Here is a 23,257-nt window from a genome sequence, read left to right on the forward strand (position 1 = left end):
TGACATAACTATAACCCTCTACTTCAGGGTTAGGGTTCATGGCAGCCGGGTGCACTTCCCCACCGACGTACACCTGTCTGTCCGGCACCTCCATCGGAGGTCCGCCGGGCAGCCCGAGCAGTGAGAGGCACCTGCCGTGGCAGCACCGCAGAACTACCTGGCCGTGATCAAGGTCGTGGGTATCGGTGGAGGTGGAGTCAACGCCGTCAACCGGATGATCGAGGTCGGCCTCAAGGGCGTCGAGTTCATCGCGATCAACACCGACGCCCAGGCCCTCCTGATGAGCGATGCCGACGTCAAGCTCGACATCGGCCGCGAGCTCACGCGCGGCCTCGGTGCCGGCGCCAACCCCGAGGTCGGGGCCAAGGCCGCCGAGGACCACGCCGAGGAGATCGAGGAGGTCATCAAGGGCGCCGACATGGTCTTCGTGACCGCCGGCGAGGGTGGCGGCACGGGCACCGGCGGCGCCCCCGTCGTCGCGCGCATCGCCCGCTCGCTGGGCGCCCTGACGATCGGTGTGGTCACCCGCCCGTTCGCCTTCGAGGGCCGCCGGCGCGCCAACTCCGCCGAGGAGGGGATCTCCCAGCTCCGCGAGGAGGTCGACACCCTCATCGTGATCCCCAACGACCGGCTGCTGTCGATCAGCGACCGAAACGTCTCGGTCCTCGACGCGTTCAAGCAGGCCGACCAGGTGCTGCTCCAGGGCGTCTCGGGCATCACCGACCTGATCACCACGCCGGGCCTGATCAACCTCGACTTCGCCGACGTGAAGTCCGTGATGGCCAACGCCGGCTCCGCCCTGATGGGCATCGGCTCGGCGCGCGGCGAGGACCGCGCGGTCGCCGCCGCCGAGATGGCGGTGTCGAGCCCGCTGCTCGAGGCCTCGATCGACGGCGCCCACGGCGTGCTGCTCTCCATCGCGGGCGGCTCCGACCTCGGCCTGTTCGAGATCAACGAGGCCGCCGCGCTGGTGTCGCAGGCCGCGCACGCCGAGGCCAACATCATCTTCGGTGCGGTCATCGACGACGCGCTCGGCGACGAGGTCCGTGTGACCGTCATCGCCGCGGGCTTCGACGGCGGCATGCCGAAGCGTCGCGACGGTGTCAACGTCCTGCGCCGCGACCCCGCCCCGCAGCAGAGCCAGTCCGAGACCCGTGCCGCCGCGCAGGCCGCCGCGACCCGCGCCCCCGAGCGCGGGACGCCCACGCCGAGCACCCCGGCGCCGGCACCCGCTCCGGTGGCCGGTGAGGGCACCCGCCCGCAGCCGTCCCGCCAGGTCACCCCGCCCCCGGCCGCCACGCAGCAGCAGCCGCCGAAGCAGCCGCGCCCGGTGCAGTTCGACGACGACGAGCTCGACGTCCCGGACTTCCTCAAGTAGGCGTGTTCGCCTACCAGAGCACCCGCGTCGGGGCCACCACGGTCGACGTCGCGTTCACGGACCGCCACGGAGGAGTCAGTGGCGGTCCGTACGCGTCGCTCGACCTCGGTCGCCACGCCGCCGAGTCCGGCGAGCTCGACGTCAACCTCGGCCGGCTGGCGGAGGCGTTCGCCGGCGACCCCGGTACGCCGCTCGCCCTGATGAGCCAGGTGCACGGCCGCGACGTCGCGCGGGTCGACGGCCCGGGCGAGCCGCCGGTCGCCGACGGCCTGGTCACGGGCACGGCCGGGCTCGGCCTGGTCGTGCGCGTCGCCGACTGCGTGCCCGTGCTGCTCGCCGACCCCGACGCCGGCCTCGTCGGCGCGGTGCACGCCGGCCGGCCCGGCCTCGTCGCCGGCGTGGTGCCGGCCGCCGTCGAACGCCTCCGGGCGCTCGGCGCCGACCGGCTCGTCGCGTGGGTCGGCCCGCACGTGTGCGGCTCCTGCTACGAGGTGCCCGCCGAGATGCGCGACGAGGTCGTCGCGGTCGTCCCCGAGTCGGCCGCGACCACCTCCTGGGGCACCCCGGCGCTCGACATCGGCGCCGGCGTGGTCGCCCAGCTTCGCGCCGCCGACGGCGTGGAGGTCGAGGTGGTCGACGCGAGCCGCTGCACGATCGAGGACGACGACCTGTACTCCTACCGCCGCCAAGGGCCCGCCTCGGGCCGGCTCGCGGGGATCGTGCGGGTGCGGCCGTGACCGACCTCGACCAGGCCGCCCGGCGAGAGCAGATCGCCGGGAACCTCGCCACCGTGCGCGAGCGGATCGCGTCCGCCTGCGCCGACGCCGGCCGCTCGCCCGACGAGGTGACGCTGACGGTGGTCACGAAGTACTTCCCGCCGTCCGACGTACGTCTGCTCGCCGAGCTCGGGGTCACCGACGTCGGGGAGAACAAGCACCAGGAGGCGGAGGCCAAGGCCGCCGAGCTCCAGGACCTCCGGATGCGGTGGCACTTCGTGGGCTCCCTGCAGAGCAACAAGGCGGCCGCGGTCGCGCGCTACGCCGACGTCGTCGAGTCCGTCGACCGCACCAAGCTGCTGACCGGACTGAGCCGCGGCGCCCACCGGCGCGCCGCGACCCTCGACTGCCTCGTGCAGGTGAACCTCGACCCCGGTTCCGACGCGGGCACGGGCACGGGTCGCGGCGGCGCCGCGCCGGCCGACGTACCCGCGCTGGCGGAGGCCGTGGCCGCCGCCGAAGGCCTCCGCCTGCGTGGCGTGATGGCCGTGGCGCCGCTGGGGGAGGAGGACCCCCGTCCGGCGTTCGAACGACTCGCCCGGCTGGCCGACGAGGTCCGCCGGGTGGACCCTTCCGCGACGTGGGTCTCGGCGGGGATGAGCGGCGACCTCGAGGACGCCGTTCGGACAGGTGCGACACACGTGCGGATTGGGTCTGCGGTCCTCGGACCGAGGCCTCCCGGACGGTAGTGTCATGCACGCCAGCAGCACCAGGTCGACGGGGCCTGGCGCCGTACCGGAAGGCAAAGTCATGGGCAGCGCGATGCGCAAGATGGGTGTCTACCTCGGCCTGCTCGAGGACACCGAGCGCTACGACGACGACTACTACGACGACTACGACGAGCAGCCCGCTCGCCGTGACCCGCGCGACGAGGCCCGCCTCGACCGCATCGAGCGTGCGGAGCGTGTCGAGTCCCGTCCTGCCCCGGTCGCCGACATCGCCGAGCGGCGCCGTCCGCAGCCGGCCGCCGCTCCGGCCGCATCGGTCGCGGAGCTGTCGCGGATCACCACGCTGCACCCGCGCAGCTACAACGACGCGCGCACCATCGGCGAGAACTTCCGCGAGGGCGTGCCGGTGATCATGAACCTCTCCGAGATGGACGACGCCGACGCCAAGCGCCTCGTCGACTTCGCGGCCGGCCTGATCTTCGGCGTCCGCGGCAGCATCGAGCGGGTCACCAACAAGGTGTTCCTGCTGTCGCCGCCCAACGTCACCGTCGCGGCCGAGGACAAGCAGCGGATCCGCGAGGACGGCTTCTTCAACCAGTCCTGAGGGCGGCCACGCCGACATACCCTCACGTGGTTCTCAGACAGCCTGGCTAGGATCCCTGCGTGCTCCTCGTCGGATCGATCATCGACACGATCCTGTTCATCTTCCTGGCGCTGATGCTGATCCGCCTGGTCGTGGACTGGGTCCAGATCTTCGCGCGCTCGTGGACGCCCACCGGGCCGGTCCTGTTCGTGCTGGAGATCGTGTACACCATCACCGACCCGCCGATCCTCTTCGTGCGCCGGTTCGTGCCGCCGCTGCGGATCGGCAGCGTCGCGCTCGACACCAGCTTCCTGATCGTGCTGATCGCCGTGTACCTGCTCCAGATCCTGAACCGGATGATCTTCCTGTCCTGAGAAACCGCAGGCCACGCCGCGGTCACGGTGTGACGAGGGCCCGCTGCGAAGGTAGGCTGCCAACGGTCCCGCGGCTGATCCGGGGGGCGTGGCCCCACTGGACGCCGGAGCGCTTCTTCGGAGTACGGTGGGCACGACGCAGGTCCGCAAGCAGCAACACAGACGACAACGAGTAAGGGTGAGGTCATGCCGCTGACGCCTGAGGACGTGAGCAACAAGCGCTTTACTCCGGTCCGCCTCCGCGAGGGCTACGACATGGGTGAGGTCGACCAGTTCCTCGACGAGGTCGAGGCGGAGCTGGCGCGGCTCACGCGCGAGAACGACGACCTCCGCCAGAAGCTCCAGGCCGCCCAGCAGGGTGGCGGGGCCGCTCCGGCACCGGAGAAGCCGGTCGTGAAGGCTCCCGAGCCGGAGCCCGTGAAGGCTCCCGAGCCCGCCCCCGCGCCGACCCCGGCCGCCGCGCCGGTCGAGACGATCAAGGTGGCCACCGTCGCCGACGCGTCCAGCGCCGCGGCCCGCCTGCTCGAGATCGCGACCCGCAACGCCGACGAGCTCGTCGCCGACGCCAAGAACCAGGCCGACAAGATCGTCGGCGAGGCCCGCACCAAGGCCGAGCGCCTCGAGTCCGAGAGCAAGGTCAAGTCGGACCGCATGGAGGCCGACGCCCGCACCCGCTCCCAGATGCTCGACTCCGAGACCGCCGAGCGCCGCCAGCAGCTCTTCGGCGACCTGGAGAAGGAGAAGGACAAGCTCAACGGCGAGGTCGAGACGCTCCGCAACTTCGAGCGCGAGTACCGCAGCCGGCTGAAGTCCTACTTCACCCAGCAGCTCGAGGTCCTCGACAGCTCCGGCGAGTCCGGCGGCCCCGCCCTCGCAACCAGCGACCACGCGCCCAAGCGCCTCAAGTCGCTGCTCGGTGACGAGTCCGACAACGCCTGAGCCGCCGCACCTGCGTCACGTCTGACCGAAGGCCGGGTTCCCCTCGCGGGGGACCCGGCCTTCGTCGTGCGTGGGGCCTGTCGGTTTCCCAGCATCTGCTGGGAAACTTGCGCATCCGGGCCGAAACTTCGGCCCGGATGCGCAAGAAAAGGACGGGTTGCCCTGGGGAAAACCCCCTAGGCCTTGGCCACCGTGAACGCCAGCCCGAGGTCCTCGTCGCGGAACGCGCCGTCGCCGTCGACAGAGCCGACCTCGGCCATCTCCACGGCCAGCACCTCGTCGGCGACCAGGTCGGCGTGCTCGCGCAGCGCCTCGGCCGTCTCGCCGCTGGCCGCCCAGCGCAGCGCGATCCGGTCGCTGACGTCGAAGCCACTGTTCTTGCGGGCCTCCTGCACCAGCCGCACCGCCTCGCGGGCCAGGCCGGCGCGGACGAGCGCGGGCGTCAGCTCGAGGTCGAGGGCGACGGTCTCGCCCTGCTCGTTGACGACCGACCAGCCCTCGCGCGGCCGCTCGGAGACGATGACCTCGTCGGGCAGCACCTCGACCTCGTCGCCGTCGACGAGGACGGTGGCGCGGCCGTCTGCCTCGAGGGCGGCGGCCAGAGCGGCGGCGTCGGACGCGGCGATCGCGGCGGCCACCTGCGGCGTCTGCTTCGCGAACCGCTTGCCGAGGGCGCGGAAGTTGCCCTTGGCCGTGTGGTCCACGAGCCCCTCGCCGGCCGTCGACAGCGGCTCCAGGCCGCCGATGTTCAGCTCGTCGGCCACCTCGCGCCGCAGCTCCTCGGTCAGCCGGGCGTGCGCCGAGGACGCCACCAGCGCGCGGCGCAGCGGCTGCCGGGTGCGCACCTTCGCGTCGGCGCGGGCGGCGCGGCCGAGCTCGACCAGCCGCCGGGCGAGCGCGACGGCGCCGGACAGATCCGCGTCGACGGCGGCCTCGTCGTACGCCGGCCAGGGGGCCAGGTGCACCGACGCCGGCGCGCCCGGGTCGACCGACCGGACGACGTCCTGCCAGACGCGCTCGGTGATGAACGGCACCAGCGGGGCCATCAACCGGGTCACCACGTCGATCGTCTCGTGCAGCGTCGCCAGCGCGGCCGGGTCGCCGTCCCAGAAGCGGCGCCGCGAGCGGCGGACGTACCAGTTGGACAGGTCGTCGACGAACTGCGCGATCAGGCTGCCCGCGCGCTGGGTGTCGAACACCTCCAGCGCCGCGGTCACCTGGCCGACCAGGCGCGCGGTCTCGGCGTGCAGCCACCGGTCCAGCACCGGCCGGTCCGCGACCTCGGGCGCGCCGTCAGCCGGCGTCCACCCCGCCGTACGGGCGTAGAGGACGTGGAACGCGACGGTGTTCCAGTAGGTCAGGAGCACCTTGCGGACCGTCTCCTGGATGGAGGCGTGCCCCACCCGGCGGGAGGCCCACGGCGAGCCGGACGCGGCCATGAACCACCGCACCGCGTCGGCACCGTGCTGCTCCATCAGCGGGATCGGCTCGAGGATGTTGCCGAGGTGCTTGGACATCTTGCGACCGTCCTCGGCGAGGATGTGGCCGAGGCAGAGCACGTTCTTGTACGACGACTGGTCGAACACCAGCGTGCCGATCGCCATCAGCGTGTAGAACCAGCCGCGGGTCTGGTCGATCGCCTCGCAGATGAAGTCGGCCGGGTACGCCGCCTCGAACCGCTCCGCCGACCCCGGCCTGTGCGGGTAGCCCCACTGGGCGAACGGCATCGAGCCGCTGTCGAACCAGGCGTCGATGACCTCGGGCACGCGGCGCGCCTCGCCGTCGCACTCCGGGCAGGTGACGACGACGTCGTCGACGTACGGGCGGTGCGGGTCGAGCTCGGACTGGTCGGACCCGGACAGCTCCGACAGCTCGGCGAGCGAGCCGACGCAGGTGAGGTGGCCCTCGCCGCAGCGCCAGATCGGCAGCGGCGTGCCCCAGTAGCGGCTGCGTGACAGCGCCCAGTCGATGTTGTTGTTCAGCCAGTCGCCGTAGCGGCCCCACTTGATCGTGTCGGGGTACCAGCTCGTCTTCTCGTTCTCGCGCAGCAGGGCGTCCTTGACCGCGGTGGTGCGGACGTACCAGGACGGCTGCGCGTAGTACATGAGCGCGGTGTGGCAGCGCCAGCAGTGCGGGTAGGAGTGCTCGTAGGCGACGTGCCGGAACAGCAGGCCGCGCGCCTCGAGGTCGGCCACCAGGTCGGTGTCGGCGTGCTTGAAGAACTGGCCGCCGACCAGGTCGATGTCGTCCTCGAAGTGGCCGTCGGGCCGCACCGGCACCACGACGGGCAGGTCGTAGGCCTTGCAGACCTTGAGGTCGTCCTCGCCGAAGGCGGGGGACTGGTGCACCAGGCCGGTGCCGTCCTCGGTGGTGACGTAGTCGGCGAGCACGACGATGTGGGCGGCCTCGGGGAACTCCACGAGCTCGAACGGCCGCTGGTAGGTCCACCGCTCCATCTCGGTGGCCGGCAGCGTCGCCTCGACGGTCCAGCCCTCGCCCAGCACCTGCGCGAGCAGCGGCTCCGCGACGACGAGGCTCTCCTCGCCGTTCGACGCGACGACGTAGTCGACGTCCGGGTTCACCGCGACGGCGGTGTTGGACACCAGCGTCCACGGCGTCGTCGTCCACACCAGCAGCGCGGCCTTGCCGGCCCACGGCCCGGAGGTGAGCGGGAACCGGACGTACACGGACGGGTCGGTCACGGTCTCGTAGCCCTGAGCCAGCTCGTGGTCGGAGAGGCCGGTGCCGCAGCGCGGGCAGTACGGCGCCACGCGGTAGTCCTCGACGAGCAGGCCCTTGTCGAAGATCTGCTTGAGCGCCCACCACACCGACTGGACGTAGCCGGGCGTCATGGTGACGTAGGGGTCCTCGTTGTCGACCCAGAAGCCCATCCGGTCCGACATCTCCTCGAACGCGTCGACGTGCCGCAGCACCGACTCGCGGCACTTGGCGTTGAACTCCGCGACGCCGTACGCCTCGATGTCGCCCTTGCCGGAAAAGCCCAGCTCCTTCTCGACGGCGAGCTCGACGGGCAGGCCGTGGCAGTCCCAACCGGCCTTGCGGTCCACCCGGTAGCCCTGCATGGTCTTGAACCGCGGGAAGACGTCCTTGAACACCCGGGCCTCGACGTGGTGGGTGCCGGGCATGCCGTTGGCGGTCGGCGGCCCCTCGTAGAACGTCCAGCGAGGCCGGTCGCCGGTGAGGTCCAGCGAATGCTCGAAGGTCTTGTCGTCCTCCCAGAACGCCAGCACGTCGTGCTCCATGGCGGGGAGGTCCACCTGCGGCGGGACCGGGGTGTAGTTGTTCACGTCTGACGAGTCCTTCACGGTCGATGCTCTGCCGTGAAGGGACGAGTCCGACCCTCGGCCGGTCCCGCGGTACCACCCTTCTTGACGCCCGCTTTCCGGCCCTGGCCGGTCCGCGAGCACCCTCTCGTGCTCCACCGCTGCCGGGTCTACCTGCCGTGCGGGGCCTCGCGGTCCCGGTGCGGCGCTCTTCCGGCGGCTCGGGGGTGATCTTCGCTCCGGACAACACCCCCGGGCTCTCACCCTCCCCGGGTCGCTGCCGGCTGTGCTCGGAGCTACTCGTCCCGTCCACGCCTGTGCGGTACGGGAGAGTCTGCCAGACGACGGCAGCCGGGATCATGCGGGTTTCGGTACGGCGGGCCCGAAAATGGGCGGCGCGGCTGGTTGTCTGGCCCGGTCCGCGGGTCTATCCTCGCCGCACGCGTGTGGCAGGAGCCACACGTGCCTTTAGTATCCGGCCCGCCCGGGCCGGGTGCCCACCTGTTCGAGGGGGCCTGGACATGGCACGAGGGACGGCACGCAAAGTCGCCGGGAAGGCGGCCGCGGCGGCGAAGCGCGTGACCTCCGGCGGTGCCCGGAGGTCCGCGGCCACGACGGCCCCGGCGAAGAAGGCCCCGGCGAAGAAGTCCACGCCCGCCAAGAAGGCGGCGCCTGCCACGAAGGCTGCGGCGAAGAAGGCGGCCCCCGCCACGAAGGCTGCCGCCAAGAAGGCGACGCCGGCCAAGAAGACGGCGGCCAAGAAGACTGCGGCGAAGAAGACCGTGGCCAAGAAGGCGGCCCCCGCCACGAAGGCTGCCGCCAAGAAGGCGACGCCGGCCAAGAAGACGGCCGCGAAGAAGACCGTGGCCAAGAAGACCGCCGCGAAGAAGGTCACTGCCCCGGTCAAGAAGGCCACCCCCGCGAAGAAGACGGCGGCGAAGGCCGCGCCGGTGAAGAAGGCCGCCGCGAAGAAGGCTGCCCCGGCCCGAGCGCCCCGCAAGCTCGCGGTCAAGGCCGACGAGAAGCCCTGGACCAAGAAGGAGCTCGACGAGGTCCGCGGCGAGCTGCTCGCCGAGCGTGACCGGCTCAAGGACGAGCTCAACCTCGCCGAGCACGAGCTGCACGACCTGATGCGCGACGCCGGCGACGGTGCCGGCAACGACCAGGCCGACGTGGGCTCGACGACGTTCGAGCGCGACCACGAGATGAGCCTGGCCAACAACGCCCGCGAGATGCTCGCCCAGACGCAGAAGGCCCTGACCCGCATCGAGGACGGCACCTACGGCGTGTGCGAGCGGTGCGGGGAGCCCATCGGCAAGATGCGGTTGATGGCATTCCCGCGTGCGACACTGTGCCTGTCATGCAAGCAGCGCGAGGAGCGTCGCTGACCGGCGACGACAACACCCAGCCCGAGACCCCGGACCAGCCTGCCCCGACGGGGCGTGGCCGCCCCGTGCCCAGCCGACGACACCTGCTGCTGTTCGCGGCGGTGGCGCTCGCCGGCTACGCGCTCGACCTCGGGTCCAAGCAGCTGGTGCTCGCCACCCTCGAGCCGCACACCGGCGTCCCCGTGGTCGGCGACTGGTTCAGCATCTTCCTGACCTTCAACAGCGGGGCGGCGTTCAGCCTCGGCACCGGCTACACGTTCCTGCTGTCCTGCGTGGCGATCGGCGCGGCGGTCGCCGTGCTCTGGACGGCCCGCCGCCTGCACAGCGTCGGCTGGGCGCTCGGCCTCGGGTTCCTGCTCGCCGGGGTCATCGGCAACCTCACCGACCGGATCTTCCGCGACCCCAGCCCCATGCGCGGGCACGTCGTGGACTTCTTCCGGTTCCCGAGCTTCCCGGTGTTCAACGTCGCCGACGTCTGCATCAACATCGCAGCCGGGCTGGTGATCCTCCAGGCGATCCGCGGGATGCGGGTCGACGGCACCCGGGACGGCGAGCCGCGCCGCCAGGACCTGCCCCGGTGACGGCGGCACCCCAGGGCACCGGTTCGAGCGAGCACCGCACCGTCACCGTGCCCGACGGGCTGGCGGGGGAGCGGCTCGACGCCGCCCTCGCCCGGATGTTCGGCTTCTCCCGCTCGCGCGCCGCCGACCTGGTCGCCCAGGGGCTGGTCCGCGTCGACGGGCACGCCCCCGCCAAGTCGGAGCGGGTGCACGCCGGCTCCCTGCTCGACGTCGAGATCCCCGCCGCGCTCGACCCGGTGGCCGTCGTCCCCGAGATCGTCGAGGGCATCAAGATCATCCACGACGACGACGCCCTGGTCGTCATCGACAAGCCCATCGGCGTCGCCGTCCACCCCAGCCCGGGCTGGTCAGGCCCCACCGTCGTCGGCCACCTGACCGCGGCCGGCTTCCGGATCGCCACCAGCGGCGCCTCGGAGCGGCAGGGCATCGTGCAGCGGCTCGACGTCGGTACGTCGGGCGTCATGGTCATCGCCAAGTCGGAGTACGCCTACTCCCGGCTCAAGAACGCCTTCCGGCACCGCACGGTCGACAAGACCTACCACGCGCTCGTCCAGGGGCATCCCGACCCGCTGCGCGGCACCGTCGACGCGCCGATCGGCCGGAACCCCAAGTACGACTACAAGTTCGCCGTCCGCGCCGACGGCAAGCACAGCGTCACCCACTACGAGACGCTCGAGGCGCACCGCTTCGCCAGCCTGCTCGAGATCCACCTCGAGACCGGCCGCACGCACCAGATCCGCGTGCACATGGCGGCGCTCAAGCACCCCTGCGTCGGCGACCTCACCTACGGCGCCGACCCGACGCTGGCCGCCCGCGTCGGCCTGGAGCGGCAGTGGCTGCACGCCGTACGCCTCGGCTTCGAGCACCCCGACACGGGGGAGTACGTCGAGTACGAGTCCGACTACCCCGACGACCTGGCCGCCTCGCTCGAGCAGATCCGTGACGCCCACTGACCCAGGCGACCTCGACCTCCGCCCGGCGATCGGGGCGGACGCCGGGACCCTGGCCGACCTCTTCTGGGCAGCCCGCGAGGCGGCCCACCCGGCCATGCCGCGCTCGGTGCACACGCGGGAGGAGTGCGGCCACTGGTTCCGCGAGGTCCTCGGCCTGGAGCCGCGCACGACGGCGATGCCGCTCGAACGGGCGACCTGGGTGGCCGCCCGGCGCGGCGAGGTCGTCGGCTACGTCGTCGTCGACCCGGGATGGCTCGACTCCCTGTACGTCCGCCCCGACCTGACCGGGCAGGGCATCGGGACCGTCCTGCTCGACCTCGTCAAGGGCCTGCTCCCGGCCGGGTTCGGGCTCTGGGTCTTCGAGACCAACATCCGGGCGCAGGCGTTCTACGCCCGCCACGGCTTGGTCGTCGTACGGCGGACCGACGGGTCCGACAACGAGGAGCGCGCGCCCGACCTGGAGATGTCGTGGTTCGGCGCCGACCCGGTCGCCGGTGTCCGGCGGCGGATCGACGACGTCGACGACCGGCTCGCCGGCCTGCTCGCGGAGCGCGCCGCGCTGACCGCGGCCGCCCAGCGGCTCAAGGACGTGCCGGGAGAGGCCGGGCGCGACCCGGCGCGCGAGGCCGAGATCGCGGCCCGGATGGCGCGCCGCGGACCGGCCGTCGGGGACCGGCTCGGGCGTGACCGGCTGGGCCGGATCATGCACGTCGTCATCTCCGAGAGCCTCGACGCCGCGGATTAGCATGCGGGTAGGCGCCACCCCGCACGGGTACGTTCGACGCATGGCAGAGAACGCACCCTTCCGGCTGCCCGACGACGTCCGCGCGCTGCTGGCCAAGCCCAACCCGGCGACGATCACGACGCTCCGCAAGGACGGCGCCCCGGTGTCGGTGGCGACCTGGTACCTGCTGGACAGCTCCGAGGAGCACGGCGACCGAATCCACGTGAACATGGACCAGGGCCGCAAGCGCCTGGGCCACCTCCGGCGCGACCCGCGGGTGGCGCTGACCGTGCTCGACGAGGCCGGCTGGTACACCCACGTGTCGCTCACCGGCCACGTCGAGGAGATGGCCGACGACCCCGACCTGGCGGGCATCGACCGGCTCGCGCTGCACTACACCGGCTCGCCGTACAAGCGCCGCGACCGCGGCCGCGTCGACGCCTGGATCGCGATCGACAAGGTGCACGGCTGGGGCCGCACGAGCATCGCCGCGGGGACGCCGGCCGGCTCCTGACCGGAGCGCGAAACAGTCGGTGGGTCCTGCCACATTGGGGGCACCGGGTCGCGTAGGCTGACGTCCTTCCCCATCGAGGTGCGGCCGGCCACCATCCCCGGTCGTCCCTGGCATGCCCGCACACGCTCCGGAAGGGGTCATCGCAGCAGATGACGGCAGCAGTGTCCGACCCGAGCAGCTTCGTGCACCTGCACGTGCACACCGAGTACTCCATGCTCGACGGCGCCTCGCTCCTCGACGGGCTCTTCGGCCGGACCGCCGAGCTCGGCATGCCCGCCATCGCAATGACCGACCACGGCAACCTCCACGGCGCCTACGACTTCTGGTCCAAGGCTCGCCGCCACGGGGTCAAGCCGATCATCGGCATCGAGGCCTACGTCACGCCCGGCACGCCGCGCGGAGAGCGGCGCCGGGTCCGCTGGGGCAAGGGCGACATCGCCGAGGAGGGCGGCAACGACGTCGCCGGCGGCGGCGCCTACACCCACATGACGATGTGGGCGGAGACGACCGAGGGCATGCACAACCTGTTCCGGCTGTCCTCGCGCTCGAGCCTCGAGGGCTTCTTCTACAAGCCGCGCATGGACAAGGAGATCCTCGCCGAGCACAGCAAGGGGCTGATCGTCAGCACCGGGTGCCCGAGCGGCGCGATCCAGACCCGGCTCCGGCTCGGCCAGTGGGACGAGGCGGTCCGCGAGGCCGGCGAGCTGCAGGACATCTTCGGCCGCGAGAGCGTGTTCCTCGAGCTGATGGACCACGGCATCGGTATCGAGAAGCGGGTCCGCGACGACCTGCTCCGGCTCGGTCGCGAGCTCGGCATCCCGCCGCTGGCCACCAACGACTCGCACTACAACACCCCTCAGGACGCCGACGCCCACGACGCCCTGATCTGCGTCGCCTCCGGCAAGCGGCTGGCCGACCCCAACCGGCTGAAGTTCGACGGCGGCGGCTACTACATCAAGTCCGCCGCCGAGATGCGCGAGCTCTGGGCGGTCCAGCACGGCATGCCGGAGGCCTGCGACAACACCCTCGCCATCGCCGAGCGTTGCGAGATCGAGTTCACCGAGTCCACCGGCGGCTACATGGCGCGCGCGGACGTGCCGGCCGGCGAGACCGAGGAGAGCTGGTTCCGCAAGGAGGTCTGGCGCGGCATCGAGACGCGCTACCCCGGCGACCGGCTCACCCAGGAGGTCCGGGACCGCGTCGAGCTCGAGCTCGGCGTCATCTCGCAGAAGGGCTACTGCGGCTACTACCTCGTCGTCGCCGACTTCATCCAGTGGTCGAAGGACAACGGCATCCGGGTCGGCCCCGGCCGTGGCTCCGGTGCGGGCTCCATCGCCGCCTACTCCCTGCGCATCACCGACCTGTGCCCCCTCGAGCACGGCCTGTTCTTCGAGCGGTTCCTCAACCCCGAGCGGCCGTCGATGCCCGACTTCGACATCGACTTCGACGACCACCGCCGGGCCGAGGTCATCCAGTACGTCGCCGACAAGTACGGCTCCGACCGGGTCGCCTACATCGCGACGTTCGGACGGCTCAAGGCGAAGGCCGCGATCAAGGACGCTGCACGCGTGCTCGACCACGGCTTCGCGATCTCCGACCGGATCACCAAGGCGCTGCCCGCCGACGTGATGGGCAAGGGCGTGCCGCTCAAGGAGCTGTTCAACCCCGAGCACAAGAGGTACGCCGAGGGTGGCGAGTTCCGGTCGCTGCACGAGTCCGACCCCGACGTCCGCACCATCTACGACACGGCCGTCGGCCTCGAGGGCCAGATCCGCAACTGGGGTGTGCACGCAGCCGGCGTGATCATGTCCAGCGAGCCGCTGATCGACGTGGTGCCGATCATGGCCCGCGCCCAGGACGGCGCGGTCATCACCCAGTTCGACTACCCCATGTGTGAGTCGCTCGGCCTGGTCAAGATGGACTTCCTCGGCCTCAGCAACCTGCACACGCTCCAGGACGCCGTCGAGAACATCGCTCTCAACCGCGGCCAGGAGGTGGTCCTCGAGGACCTCCCGTTCGACGACCGGGCGACCTACGAGCTGATGGGCCGTGGCGACACGCTCGGCGTGTTCCAGCTTGATGGCGGCGGTATGCGCGCGCTGCTGCGGTCGATGCAGCCCGACGTGTTCGCCGACATCACCGCCGTCTCGGCGCTCTACCGCCCGGGCCCGATGGGCGCCGACTCCCACAACAAGTACGCCCGCCGCAAGAACGGCCGCGAGGCGATCGAGCCGATCCACCCCGCGCTGGCCGAGGCGCTCGAGCCGGTGCTGGGGGAGACCTACGGCCTGATCGTCTACCAGGAGCAGGTCATGGCGATCGCCCAGGTGCTCGCCGGCTTCACCCTGGGTGCCGCGGACAACCTGCGCCGGGCGATGGGCAAGAAGAAGAAGGAGGAGCTCGACAAGCAGTACGCCGGCTTCCAGGGCGGCATGATCGAGCGCGGCTTCCCGCAGGATGCGATCGACACGCTGTGGGCGGTCCTGCTCCCGTTCTCCGACTACGCCTTCAACAAGTCGCACTCCGCGGCCTACGGCGTCATCACCTACTGGACCGCCTACCTCAAGGCCAACTACCCCGCCGAGTACATGGCCGCGCTCCTGACGTCCGTCAAGGACGACAAGGACAAGATGGCCATCTACCTCAACGAGTGCCGGCGGATGAAGATCCAGGTCCTTCCGCCCGACGTCAACGAGTCGGCGCACAACTTCACCCCGGTCGGCCACGACATCCGCTTCGGCCTCACCGCCGTGCGCAACGTGGGCAGCAGCGTGGTCGACAGGATCGTCGAGGCCCGCGAGGAGCGCGGGCGCTACGTCGACTTCAACGACTTCATGGACAAGGTCGACGCCCTCGTGTGCAACAAGCGCGTCATCGAGTCCCTGGTCAAGGCCGGGGCCTTCGACGACATGAAGCACAAGCGCCGCGCGCTCGTGAGCATCCACGAGGAGGCGGTCGACCGCTACGCCGCGATCAAGAAGGACGCCGGCTCCGGACAGGACTCCCTCTTCGACTCGCTGTTCAACGAGGGTGGCACGAGCGGCGCCGAGCCGATCTTCGACATGGCGGTCGCCATCCCCGACATCGACGAGTGGGACAAGATGGCCCTGCTCGGTCACGAGCGGGAGATGCTCGGCCTCTACGTCTCCGACCACCCGCTGCTCGGCCTCGAGCACCTCCTGTCCCGGGGCACGGACACCACGATCGGCGGACTCCTGCTCGACGAGGACCGGCCCGACGGCAGCATGGTCACTGTCTCCGGCCTGGTCACCAGCGTCCAGCGCAAGATCACCAAGCGCGGCGACCCGTGGGCGATGGTGACGCTCGAGGACCTCGAGGGCGCGATCGACGTGCTGCTGTTCCCGAGCTCCTACCAGCTCGCGAGCACCCTGCTCCAGGAGGACGCGATCATCACGGTCAAGGGCCGGCTGTCCCGGTCCAAGGACCAGCCCGAGCTGCTCGGCCAGGAGGTCACCCTGCCCGACCTGTCCGACGGACCGTCGGGCCCGGTGATCATCTCGATGCCGTCGACGCGGTGCACGCCGCCCGTCGTGGAGCAGCTCAAGGACGTCCTCGGTACGCACCCTGGGGTGACCGAAGTACGGTTGCGCCTGATGACCAAGCACGCCACGACCGTCATGCGCCTCGACGACCGGCTCCGGGTCGCGCCCAGCCCGGCCCTGTTCGCCGACCTCAAGGCGCTGCTCGGGCCGCACTGCCTGTCGGGCAGCTGACATGTCCGTCCCGTCCGGCGACCCCGCGGTCCGGGAGGTCGCCGATCCCGACGAGCCGCACGGTTCGCCGGGACCCCGACGTGCGGGCGCCCTCGACGACGTGGTCGCGGTGCTCGGGGTCTACGTCGCCCTCGGCGTGCTGGGGGCGGTCCTCTGGTGGCTGCTCGTCGAGCCCGCGCTCTTCACCAAGGCCGCCAGCGGCGGGCTCGGCATGGGGGAGGGCCAGCTCGGCGAGCGGTTCAACGCCGACGCCTGGTACGCCGTGATCGCGGGCATCGGCGGGCTGCTGTCCGGCACCGCCCTGTCGTGGTGGCGCAGCCGCGACCCGCTGCTGACCTCCGCGCTGGTCCTCGGTGGTTCCCTGGTCGCCGCGGGCGTGATGTCCGTTCTGGGCGGCTGGCTCGGACCGCCCGACCCGCAGTCGGTGGCCGCCACCGTCGCCGTGGGCGCCACCGTGCCGACGCAGCTCGCCGTCGACGCGACGGTCTGCTACCTCGTCTGGCCGGTCACCGCGATGATCGGCTGCCTGATCGTGCTGTGGTCGCCGCCGCCCGTCGACCAGCCCTGACCGGCCTTCCCACTGCTCGACCGGTGGTCACGGCTCTGGACCGCACGTCACGACCCGGTGAAGAACCCCCGGTTCCGACCCGGTCCCACGCCGCCGCGTCCTAGGCTGGCGACCGGACCCGTCGGCCGCCTGTGGCAGGCGGACACGGGAGGAGTCCACGCATGAGCGACCAGCACACCGGTGCGCCCGGGTACGGCGAGCCGGAGTACCTCGGAGGCGCGGCCGCGCCCGCGACCGAGCCGGGTGCGGAGGGAGCCTCGCGCTCCGGGCCGCGCTGGGGCCTGGTCGCGGGAGCCGGTGCGGGCGTGGTGGCCGTCGTCGCCGCCGGTGGCTTCGGTCTCGCGCAGCTGCTCTCCGGGTCGGGCTCCCCGGCGGACGCCGTACCGGCGAACGCGCTGGCCTACGTCAGCGTCGACCTCGACCCGTCGGCGTCGCAGAAGATCGCCGCGATCCAGATGCTGCGGAAGTTCCCCGCGCTGAAGGAGGAGATGGGCCTCGACGCGCGCGACGACGTGCGGAAGTGGTTCTTCGAGGACGTCCTCGACGACGGCTGCAAGGGCGTGACCTACGAGGCCGACGTCGCACCGTGGATCGGCAACCGGATGGCGCTCGCCGCCGTGCCGGACCAGGGCTCGACCGTCGCGCCGCTCTTCGCAGTCCAGGTCACCGACCCGGACGCGGCTGCGCAGGGGGTCCGCGCGCTCGCCGACTCGTGCGGCGAGGGTGAGGACATCGGGGTCGCGTTCGTCGGCGACTACGCCGTGCTGACGGAGAAGCAGGCCGACGCCGACTCCTACGCCCGGGCCGCCGAGGCCTCGGCGCTGTCCGACGACGCCGACTACCGGACCTGGACCGACCGGATCGGCGACCCCGGCATCGTCAACGTCTACGTCTCGGCCGAGGCGCCGGCGCGGATGACCGACGTCGCCGCCGACATGGCCGGTGAGGCCGGCGACGACGTGGCGCCGCAGGAGCAGATGCAGAAGATGCGGCAGGACGTGGTGGAGCTCTACCGCGACTTCGAGGGCGCCGCCGGCACGTTGCGCTTCGACGACGGGACGCTGGAGCTCGCGATGGCCACCAAGGGCATGCCCGGCGGCGTCGCGGCCGTGGACGCGCCCGGCGCCCCGGCGCTCGGCGACCTGCCGGCCTCGACGGCAGCGGCGTTCACGGTGTCGTTCCCGGACAACTGGCTCCAGGACTGGATGACGTCGATGGGCGACCTGCTCGGTGGCGGTGCGGCCGGCGGCGGTTCCGAGGACCTCTGGAAGGACCTGGAGGCCGCGACCGGGCTGCAGCTGCCCGAGGACGTCGAGACGCTGCTCGGCGACGGGCTGCGGGTGTCGGTCGACTCCTCGCTCGACACCGCGGCGCTGGACAGCCCGGACGTCCCCACGGTCCCGATCGGCATCCGGATCAACGGCGACGCCGCCGAGATCGACCGCGTCCTCGACACCCTCCTGGCGCAGGTGCCGGCCGGTGAGCTGGACGAGCTGAAGCGGACCAGCGGCGACGGGTACGTCGTGCTCGGCCTCGACCAGGCGTACGTCGACACGCTGACCTCGGGCGGCGGCGGTCTCGCCGACGACCCGTCGTTCCGGGCGGTCGTGCCCGAGGCGGACCGGGTCAGCGGCGGGGTGTTCGTCAACTTCGACGCCGGCGACTGGGCCACCCGGGTCGCGGGGGAGATGTTCCCCGACGAGCCCGAGGTGAAGGCCAACGTCGCGCCGCTGGACGCCCTCGGCCTGTCCTCCTGGCTCGACGACGACCGGGTCCAGCACGGCTCGCTGATCCTCTCCACCGACTGACGGCGCGAGAGGCCAGCTCCCCACCGGTCCTGCCGGCGGGTCGTGCGTGATCCGGTCTACCGCCCGATCGCGGCCACCGTCGCCCGGGTCTGCGCGACCAGGTCGGCCGGGGCCAGCTCGATCTCCATCCCGCGGCGGCCACCCGACACGAACACCGTCGGGTGGCCGAGCGCGGAGGCGTCGACGACGGTCGGGTGCGCGCGCTTCTGGCCGAGCGGGCTGATCCCGCCGACGACGTACCCGGTGGCGCGCTCGGCGTCGGCCGGGTCGGCCATCACCGCCTTCTTGCCGCCGACGGCGGCGGCCACCGCCTTGAGGTCGAGCTGCCCGGAGACCGGCACGATCCCGACCACGAGCTTGTCGTCGACCGAGGCCAGCAGCGTCTTGAACACCCGCCCGGGGTCGAGGTCCATCGCCTCGGCCGCCTCCAGCCCGTACGACGCCGCGGCGGGGTCGTGCTCGTAGGTGTGCACGGCGTGCTCGACGCCGGCCCGCGTCAGCGCGACGGTGGCGGGGGTGCCGCCGGAGCCGGGCTGCTTCTTCTTCGCCACGTCCAGGAGGCTAGCGAGGGCGTGGCTCTAGTTCGGCGACCAGCTCGTCCGGGCGACCTCGGTCGCGGGAAGCGAGGGGAGCGCCCGCATGGCGCGCATCTCCTCGAGCAGCGCGTGCCGCAGCATGATCAGCCGGTCGACCGGGCTGGACGCCTCGAGCAGCGCCTGCCGCTCCTGCAGGGTGAGCAGGCAGGTCGCGGCGAGGCTGTAGGAGAGGTACTCGGGGTCGCGCGGCAGGTCGCCGTCGAGCACGTCGTCGCCGCGCATCTCGGAAAGCCGGCGGCGGTACTCCTCGAACGTCGCGCGGGTCCGCTCCGCCTCTTCCCGGCCCAGCGGGGTGTCGACCTTGGCCTCGTCGACGGTCTCGACGTCGCCGACGAGGTACCGCCCGGACGTGTCGAGCGCGTCGAGCCGCAGCCGCCGGCGGCCGACGACCTCGATGTCGAACCGGCCGTCGGGGTAGGGGTCGACCGAGGTCATCTGCACCACGCAGCCGACCCGGTGCACCGACTGGACGCCGTGGGAGCCGACCTCGTAGCCCTCCCGGATCGCGACGATCCCGAACAGCCGCTCGGGCTTCTCGCTGATCGTCAGCAGGTGGTGCACCAGCGCCCGGTAGCGGTCCTCGAACACGTGCAGCGGCACGGTGACGCCCGGGAACACCACGGTGTTCAGCGGGAAGATCGGGAGCTGCACCTGCACACCTGCAACATAGCCACATCTCCCGGCTCGGAACGCCCGCGGAGCCGTGTCGGCCCCGCTCTTAGACTGGTGGCCATGATCCGCCGTACCGACCTCCGGGGCCGCGCCGACGACGCGACCCCGGACTACCGCGCCGTCGTGCCGCGCGCAGAGTTCGACGTCGAGGCCGCCCTCGACGTCGTGCGCCCGATCTGCGACGCGGTCCGTCATCGCGGGGTCGAGGCGATCACGGAGTACGCCGCCCGCTTCGACGGCGTCGAGCAGACCGACATCGCCGTGCCCGCCGAGGCGCTGCGCACGGCACTCGACGGCCTCGACCCAGCGGTGCGGGCCGGGCTCGAGGAGTCGATCGCGCGGCTGCGCCGCACCTGCGAGGCCGAGCTCGAGCACGACAAGGTCACCGAGGTCGTGCCCGGCGGCACCGTCACCCAGCGGATGATCCCGGTCGAGCGGGTCGGCCTGTACGTCCCCGGCGGCATCGCCCCGCTCGTGTCCAGCGTCGTGATGAACGTCGTCCCGGCGCAGGTCGCCGGGGTCGGCTCGATCGCGCTGACCTCGTCGCCGCAGGCGGAGCACGGCGGGCTGCCGCACCCGACGATCCTCGCGGCCTGCGCGCTGCTCGGCATCGACGAGGTGTACGCCGTCGGCGGCGCCCAGGCGATCGCGATGTTCGCCTACGGCGCCGGTCCGTGCCGCAAGGTCGACCTGGTCACCGGGCCCGGCAACATCTACACCGTCTCGGCCAAGCGGCTGCTGAAGGGCGTCGTCGGCATCGACTCCGAGGCCGGCCCCACCGAGATCGCGATCCTGGCCGACGAGACGGCCGACCCGGCGTTCGTCGCCGCCGACCTGCTCAGCCAGGCCGAGCACGACCCGCTGGCCGCGTCCGTGCTGGTGACCACCTCCGAGGAGCTCGCCGCCGACGTCGAGGCCGAGCTCGACAAACAGGTCTCCGTCACCCGCCACGTCGAGCGGGTGCGCACCGCGCTGAGCGGCGCCCAGTCCGGCATCGTGCTGGTCGACGACCTGGAGCAGGGCCTCGCCGTCGTCAACGCCTACGCCGCCGAGCACCTCGAGATCCAGACCCGCGACGCCGAGCGCTGGGCCGCGCGGGTGGTCAACGCGGGCGCGATCTTCGTCGGCCCGTTCGCCCCGGTGTCGCTCGGTGACTACGCCGCCGGCTCCAACCACGTCCTGCCCACCGCCGGCTGCGCCTGCCACAGCGGCGGGCTGTCGGTCCGCGCGTTCCGCAAGGCCGTGCACGTGATTTCCTACGACGAGCCCGCCCTGCGCGGCGTCGCCGACCACGTGGTCGCGCTCGCCGAGGCCGAAGACCTGCCCGGCCACGGCGCCGCCATCCGCGTGCGCTTCGACCAGGAGGCGTGATGGAGCTTCCTCTGCGTGAGGAGCTGCGGGGGATCCAGCCGTACGGCGCACCGCAGCTCGACGTGCCCGTCGCCCTCAACGTCAACGAGAACCCCTACGCCCCGAGCGAGGACGTCGTCGCCGACGTCGCGCGCTCGGTGGCAGAGGCGACCCGCTCGCTCAACCGGTACCCCGACCGTGAGGCCCGCGCGCTCCGCGAGGCGCTGGCGGCGTACCTCGGTCACGGCGTCACCGCCGACCAGGTGTGGGCCGCCAACGGCTCCAACGAGGTCATGCTGCAGCTGCTGCAGGCGTTCGGCGGCCCCGGCCGTACGGCGGTGTCGTTCGCGCCGACGTACTCCATGTACCCCGAGTACGCCCGCGACACGGCCACCGGCTGGGTCGTGGGCCACCGCGCCGAGGACTTCAGCCTCGACGTCGAGCACGCCGTGTCGGTGGTCAAGGAGCACCGGCCGACGGTCGTGCTGCTGCCGTCGCCCAACAACCCGACCGGCACGGCGCTGCCGCCCGACACCGTCGGCTCGCTCGCCGCGGCGACGGCGGAGGTCGGCGGCGTGCTGGTGATCGACGAGGCGTACGGCGAGTTCCGCCGCGCCGGCACCCCGAGCGCGCTGGAGCTGCTGTCGGCCACGCCGAACCTGGTCGTCAGCCGCACGATGAGCAAGGCCTTCGCCCTGGCCGGCGCACGGCTGGGGTACCTCGCCGCGTCGACCGAGATCGTCGACGCGCTGCGGGTCGTGCGGCTGCCGTACCACCTGTCCTCGGTGACCCAGGCCGTCGCGCTGGCGGCGCTGCGGCACAGCGCGGAGCTGCTCGGCCGGGTCGACGACCTGCGTGCCGAGCGGGACCGGACCGTCGACTGGCTGCGCGCGCAGGGCCACGACGTAGCCGACTCCGACGCGAACTTCGCGTTGTTCGGCCGGTTCGACGACCGGCATGCTGTGTGGCAGGGGCTGCTCGACCGGGGCGTGCTGATCCGGGAGACCGGCCCCGACGGCTGGCTGCGGGTGTCGATCGGGACGCCCGAGGAGATGGCTGCCTTCCGGGCAGCCCTGGTGGACGTGACAGGGAAGGGAACCCCATGAGTGCGCAGGCGCGACGAGCACGCATCGAGCGGACGACCAAGGAGTCCAAGGTCCTGGTCGAGCTCGACATCGACGGCACCGGGCGCGGCGACGTGCACACGGGTGTGGGCTTCTACGACCACATGCTCGACTCGTTCTCCCGGCACTCGCTGATCGACCTGACGATCCAGACCGACGGTGACACCCACATCGACGCCCACCACACCGTCGAGGACACCGCAATCGTCCTCGGCGAGGCGCTCCGCGAGGCGCTGGGCGACAAGAAGGGCATCCGCCGCTTCGGCGACGCCACCGTGCCGCTCGACGAGGCGCTCGTGCAGGGCGTGGTCGACGTGTCCGGCCGGCCCTACTGCGTGCACATCGGCGAGCCCGAGGGCCAGGAGTTCGTGGCCATCGGTCGCGACGGCTACCTCGGCGCGCTGACCCGGCACGTCTTCGAGACGCTTGCCTTCCACGCCCAGATCGCCCTGCACGTGCGGGTGCTGTCGGGGCGCGAGCCGCACCACGTCGTCGAGGCGCAGTTCAAGGCGGTCGCCCGCGCGCTGCGTGACGCGGTGGCCCTCGACCCCCGCGAGACCGGCGTGCCGTCCACCAAGGGCAGCCTGTGACCGCACCCCCCGTGGTGGTCCTCGACTACGGCTCGGGGAACCTCCGCTCCGCCGTGCGCGCCCTCGAACGCGCCGGTGCCGACGTCACGCTGACCGCCGACCGTGCCGCCGCGCAGGAGGCCGCGGGCCTCGTCGTGCCCGGCGTCGGCGCGTTCCGGTCGTGCGTCGAGGGCATCCGGTCCGTCCGCGGGCACGAGGTCATCGGCCGCCGGCTGGCCGGTGGCCGACCGGTGCTGGGCATCTGCGTGGGCATGCAGGTGCTGTTCGAGCACGGCGTCGAGCACGGCGAGGACACCGCGGGGCTCGACGAGTGGCCCGGCGTCGTCGAGCGGCTGCAGGCGCCCGTCGTGCCGCACATGGGCTGGAACACCGTCGAGGCGCCCGAGGGCAGCCTGCTGTTCGACGGGATCGAGGACGAGCGGTTCTACTTCGTGCACTCGTACGGCGTGCGCGACTGGACGTTGCGCACCCACGGCCGCACCCGGCCGCCGCTGGTCACCTGGTCCGAGCACGGCGGCGACCGGTTCGTCGCGGCCGTCGAGAACGGCCCGCTGTGCGCCACCCAGTTCCACCCGGAGAAGTCCGGCGACGCCGGTGCCCGACTGCTGGCCAACTGGGTCGGCTCGCTGAAGGCCGCCTGAGCCGGTGGCCCG

The 23,257-nt window shown here is 72.0% G+C and carries 21 protein-coding genes; 18 read left to right on the plus strand and 3 right to left on the minus strand.

Going from position 1 to position 23,257, the window contains the following annotated elements; translation table 11 throughout:
- The first annotated feature begins 136 nt into the window (after window positions 1-136).
- The 6 genes from ftsZ to ETU37_RS11410 all read left to right on the plus strand — a co-directional run bounded on the left by ftsZ (window position 137) and on the right by ETU37_RS11410 (window position 4,718).
- Window positions 137-1,378: a cell division protein FtsZ gene (gene ftsZ / locus ETU37_RS11385; protein ID WP_129987447.1), complete on the plus strand. Its 1,242-nt coding sequence runs from the start codon at window positions 137-139 to the stop codon at window positions 1,376-1,378.
- A gap of 2 nt (window positions 1,379-1,380) precedes the next feature.
- Window positions 1,381-2,115: a purine nucleoside phosphorylase YfiH/LACC1 family protein gene (locus tag ETU37_RS11390; RefSeq protein WP_129987448.1), complete on the plus strand. Its 735-nt coding sequence runs from the start codon at window positions 1,381-1,383 to the stop codon at window positions 2,113-2,115.
- Window positions 2,112-2,843 carry a YggS family pyridoxal phosphate-dependent enzyme gene (locus tag ETU37_RS11395; RefSeq protein ID WP_129987449.1) on the plus strand — a complete coding sequence of 244 codons (732 nt, stop codon included), beginning with the start codon at window positions 2,112-2,114 and terminating at the stop codon, window positions 2,841-2,843. The genes ETU37_RS11390 and ETU37_RS11395 overlap by 4 nt, the downstream gene beginning before the upstream one ends.
- Before the next feature lie 61 nt (window positions 2,844-2,904).
- Window positions 2,905-3,426, plus strand: a complete 522-nt coding sequence (locus ETU37_RS11400) for a cell division protein SepF (protein ID WP_129987450.1) — start codon at window positions 2,905-2,907, stop codon at window positions 3,424-3,426.
- A 59-nt stretch (window positions 3,427-3,485) separates the two neighbouring features.
- Entirely contained in the window at window positions 3,486-3,779 is a 294-nt protein-coding gene (locus ETU37_RS11405) for a YggT family protein (protein WP_129987451.1), read from the plus strand.
- Window positions 3,780-3,965: 186 nt separating this feature from the next.
- Window positions 3,966-4,718 carry a DivIVA domain-containing protein gene (locus tag ETU37_RS11410; RefSeq protein WP_129987452.1) on the plus strand — a complete coding sequence of 251 codons (753 nt, stop codon included), beginning with the start codon at window positions 3,966-3,968 and terminating at the stop codon, window positions 4,716-4,718.
- A 176-nt stretch (window positions 4,719-4,894) separates the two neighbouring features.
- Here the strand turns inward: ETU37_RS11410 and ileS are convergent, their stop codons facing one another.
- Window positions 4,895-8,044, minus strand: coding sequence for an isoleucine--tRNA ligase (gene ileS, locus ETU37_RS11415; RefSeq protein WP_276319685.1), 3,150 nt, complete (start codon window positions 8,042-8,044; stop codon window positions 4,895-4,897).
- A 479-nt stretch (window positions 8,045-8,523) separates the two neighbouring features.
- Between ileS and ETU37_RS23915 the strand changes: the two genes are divergently transcribed.
- From ETU37_RS23915 to ETU37_RS11455, 8 genes are all read left to right on the plus strand, one after another.
- Complete coding sequence (locus ETU37_RS23915; RefSeq protein WP_129987453.1) at window positions 8,524-9,390, plus strand: TraR/DksA family transcriptional regulator; 867 nt, start codon at window positions 8,524-8,526, stop codon at window positions 9,388-9,390.
- A complete protein-coding gene (gene lspA, locus ETU37_RS11425) occupies window positions 9,363-9,971 on the plus strand; it encodes a signal peptidase II (RefSeq protein ID WP_129987454.1) in 609 nt (202 codons plus the stop codon). The genes ETU37_RS23915 and lspA overlap by 28 nt, the downstream gene beginning before the upstream one ends.
- A complete protein-coding gene (locus ETU37_RS11430; RefSeq protein ID WP_129987455.1) occupies window positions 9,968-10,924 on the plus strand; it encodes an RluA family pseudouridine synthase in 957 nt (318 codons plus the stop codon). The genes lspA and ETU37_RS11430 overlap by 4 nt, the downstream gene beginning before the upstream one ends.
- Window positions 10,911-11,669 carry a GNAT family N-acetyltransferase gene (locus tag ETU37_RS23675; RefSeq protein WP_165372502.1) on the plus strand — a complete coding sequence of 253 codons (759 nt, stop codon included), beginning with the start codon at window positions 10,911-10,913 and terminating at the stop codon, window positions 11,667-11,669. Before ETU37_RS11430 ends, ETU37_RS23675 begins: the two co-directional genes overlap by 14 nt.
- A gap of 40 nt (window positions 11,670-11,709) precedes the next feature.
- Window positions 11,710-12,162, plus strand: coding sequence for a PPOX class F420-dependent oxidoreductase (locus ETU37_RS11440; protein ID WP_129987456.1), 453 nt, complete (start codon window positions 11,710-11,712; stop codon window positions 12,160-12,162).
- Window positions 12,163-12,311: 149 nt separating this feature from the next.
- Window positions 12,312-15,896 carry a DNA polymerase III subunit alpha gene (dnaE, locus tag ETU37_RS11445; RefSeq protein ID WP_129987457.1) on the plus strand — a complete coding sequence of 1,195 codons (3,585 nt, stop codon included), beginning with the start codon at window positions 12,312-12,314 and terminating at the stop codon, window positions 15,894-15,896.
- A gap of 1 nt (window position 15,897) precedes the next feature.
- A complete protein-coding gene (locus ETU37_RS11450; protein ID WP_129987458.1) occupies window positions 15,898-16,464 on the plus strand; it encodes a hypothetical protein in 567 nt (188 codons plus the stop codon).
- A 161-nt stretch (window positions 16,465-16,625) separates the two neighbouring features.
- Window positions 16,626-18,272 (plus strand): DUF3352 domain-containing protein, encoded by a 1,647-nt coding sequence (locus tag ETU37_RS11455; RefSeq protein ID WP_129987459.1) that lies wholly within the window; start codon window positions 16,626-16,628, stop codon window positions 18,270-18,272.
- Between the two features lie 56 nt (window positions 18,273-18,328).
- Here ETU37_RS11455 and ybaK read toward each other — a convergent pair whose 3' ends face one another.
- The gene (ybaK, locus tag ETU37_RS11460) at window positions 18,329-18,823 is read right to left on the minus strand and encodes a Cys-tRNA(Pro) deacylase (RefSeq protein ID WP_129987460.1); all 495 of its coding nucleotides are present in this window, start codon (window positions 18,821-18,823) and stop codon (window positions 18,329-18,331) included.
- Between the two features lie 27 nt (window positions 18,824-18,850).
- On the minus strand, window positions 18,851-19,525 hold the full coding sequence (locus tag ETU37_RS11465; RefSeq protein ID WP_129987461.1) for an LON peptidase substrate-binding domain-containing protein: 675 nt from the start codon (window positions 19,523-19,525) through the stop codon (window positions 18,851-18,853).
- A gap of 75 nt (window positions 19,526-19,600) precedes the next feature.
- On the opposite strand from ETU37_RS11465, the gene hisD reads away from it, so the two are divergent.
- The 4 genes from hisD to hisH are packed head-to-tail and all read left to right on the plus strand — an operon-like array spanning window position 19,601 to window position 23,245.
- Window positions 19,601-20,911, plus strand: a complete 1,311-nt coding sequence (gene hisD / locus ETU37_RS11470; RefSeq protein ID WP_129987462.1) for a histidinol dehydrogenase — start codon at window positions 19,601-19,603, stop codon at window positions 20,909-20,911.
- Entirely contained in the window at window positions 20,911-21,996 is a 1,086-nt protein-coding gene (locus tag ETU37_RS11475; protein WP_129987463.1) for a histidinol-phosphate transaminase, read from the plus strand. The genes hisD and ETU37_RS11475 overlap by 1 nt, the downstream gene beginning before the upstream one ends.
- A complete protein-coding gene (gene hisB, locus ETU37_RS11480) occupies window positions 21,993-22,604 on the plus strand; it encodes an imidazoleglycerol-phosphate dehydratase HisB (RefSeq protein WP_129987464.1) in 612 nt (203 codons plus the stop codon). The genes ETU37_RS11475 and hisB overlap by 4 nt, the downstream gene beginning before the upstream one ends.
- Window positions 22,601-23,245 carry an imidazole glycerol phosphate synthase subunit HisH gene (hisH, locus tag ETU37_RS11485; RefSeq protein WP_129987465.1) on the plus strand — a complete coding sequence of 215 codons (645 nt, stop codon included), beginning with the start codon at window positions 22,601-22,603 and terminating at the stop codon, window positions 23,243-23,245. The genes hisB and hisH overlap by 4 nt, the downstream gene beginning before the upstream one ends.
- Window positions 23,246-23,257 lie beyond the last annotated feature (12 nt).

This window comes from Nocardioides iriomotensis, assembly GCF_004168035.1.
GTDB classification, from domain to species: Bacteria; Actinomycetota; Actinomycetes; order Propionibacteriales; family Nocardioidaceae; genus Nocardioides_B; species Nocardioides_B iriomotensis.

Coding starts and splice junctions, on each gene's coding strand:
- ETU37_RS11450 (WP_129987458.1), top strand. CDS start 15,898: ATGTCCGTCCCGTCCGGCGACCCCGCGGTCCGGGAGGTCGCCGATCCC.
- hisD (WP_129987462.1), top strand. CDS start 19,601: ATGATCCGCCGTACCGACCTCCGGGGCCGCGCCGACGACGCGACCCCG.
- hisB (WP_129987464.1), top strand. CDS start 21,993: ATGAGTGCGCAGGCGCGACGAGCACGCATCGAGCGGACGACCAAGGAG.
- dnaE (WP_129987457.1), top strand. CDS start 12,312: ATGACGGCAGCAGTGTCCGACCCGAGCAGCTTCGTGCACCTGCACGTG.
- ETU37_RS11400 (WP_129987450.1), top strand. CDS start 2,905: ATGGGCAGCGCGATGCGCAAGATGGGTGTCTACCTCGGCCTGCTCGAG.
- ETU37_RS11440 (WP_129987456.1), top strand. CDS start 11,710: ATGGCAGAGAACGCACCCTTCCGGCTGCCCGACGACGTCCGCGCGCTG.
- ETU37_RS23915 (WP_129987453.1), top strand. CDS start 8,524: ATGGCACGAGGGACGGCACGCAAAGTCGCCGGGAAGGCGGCCGCGGCG.
- ETU37_RS11410 (WP_129987452.1), top strand. CDS start 3,966: ATGCCGCTGACGCCTGAGGACGTGAGCAACAAGCGCTTTACTCCGGTC.
- lspA (WP_129987454.1), top strand. CDS start 9,363: ATGCAAGCAGCGCGAGGAGCGTCGCTGACCGGCGACGACAACACCCAG.
- ETU37_RS11455 (WP_129987459.1), top strand. CDS start 16,626: ATGAGCGACCAGCACACCGGTGCGCCCGGGTACGGCGAGCCGGAGTAC.
- ETU37_RS11475 (WP_129987463.1), top strand. CDS start 20,911: ATGGAGCTTCCTCTGCGTGAGGAGCTGCGGGGGATCCAGCCGTACGGC.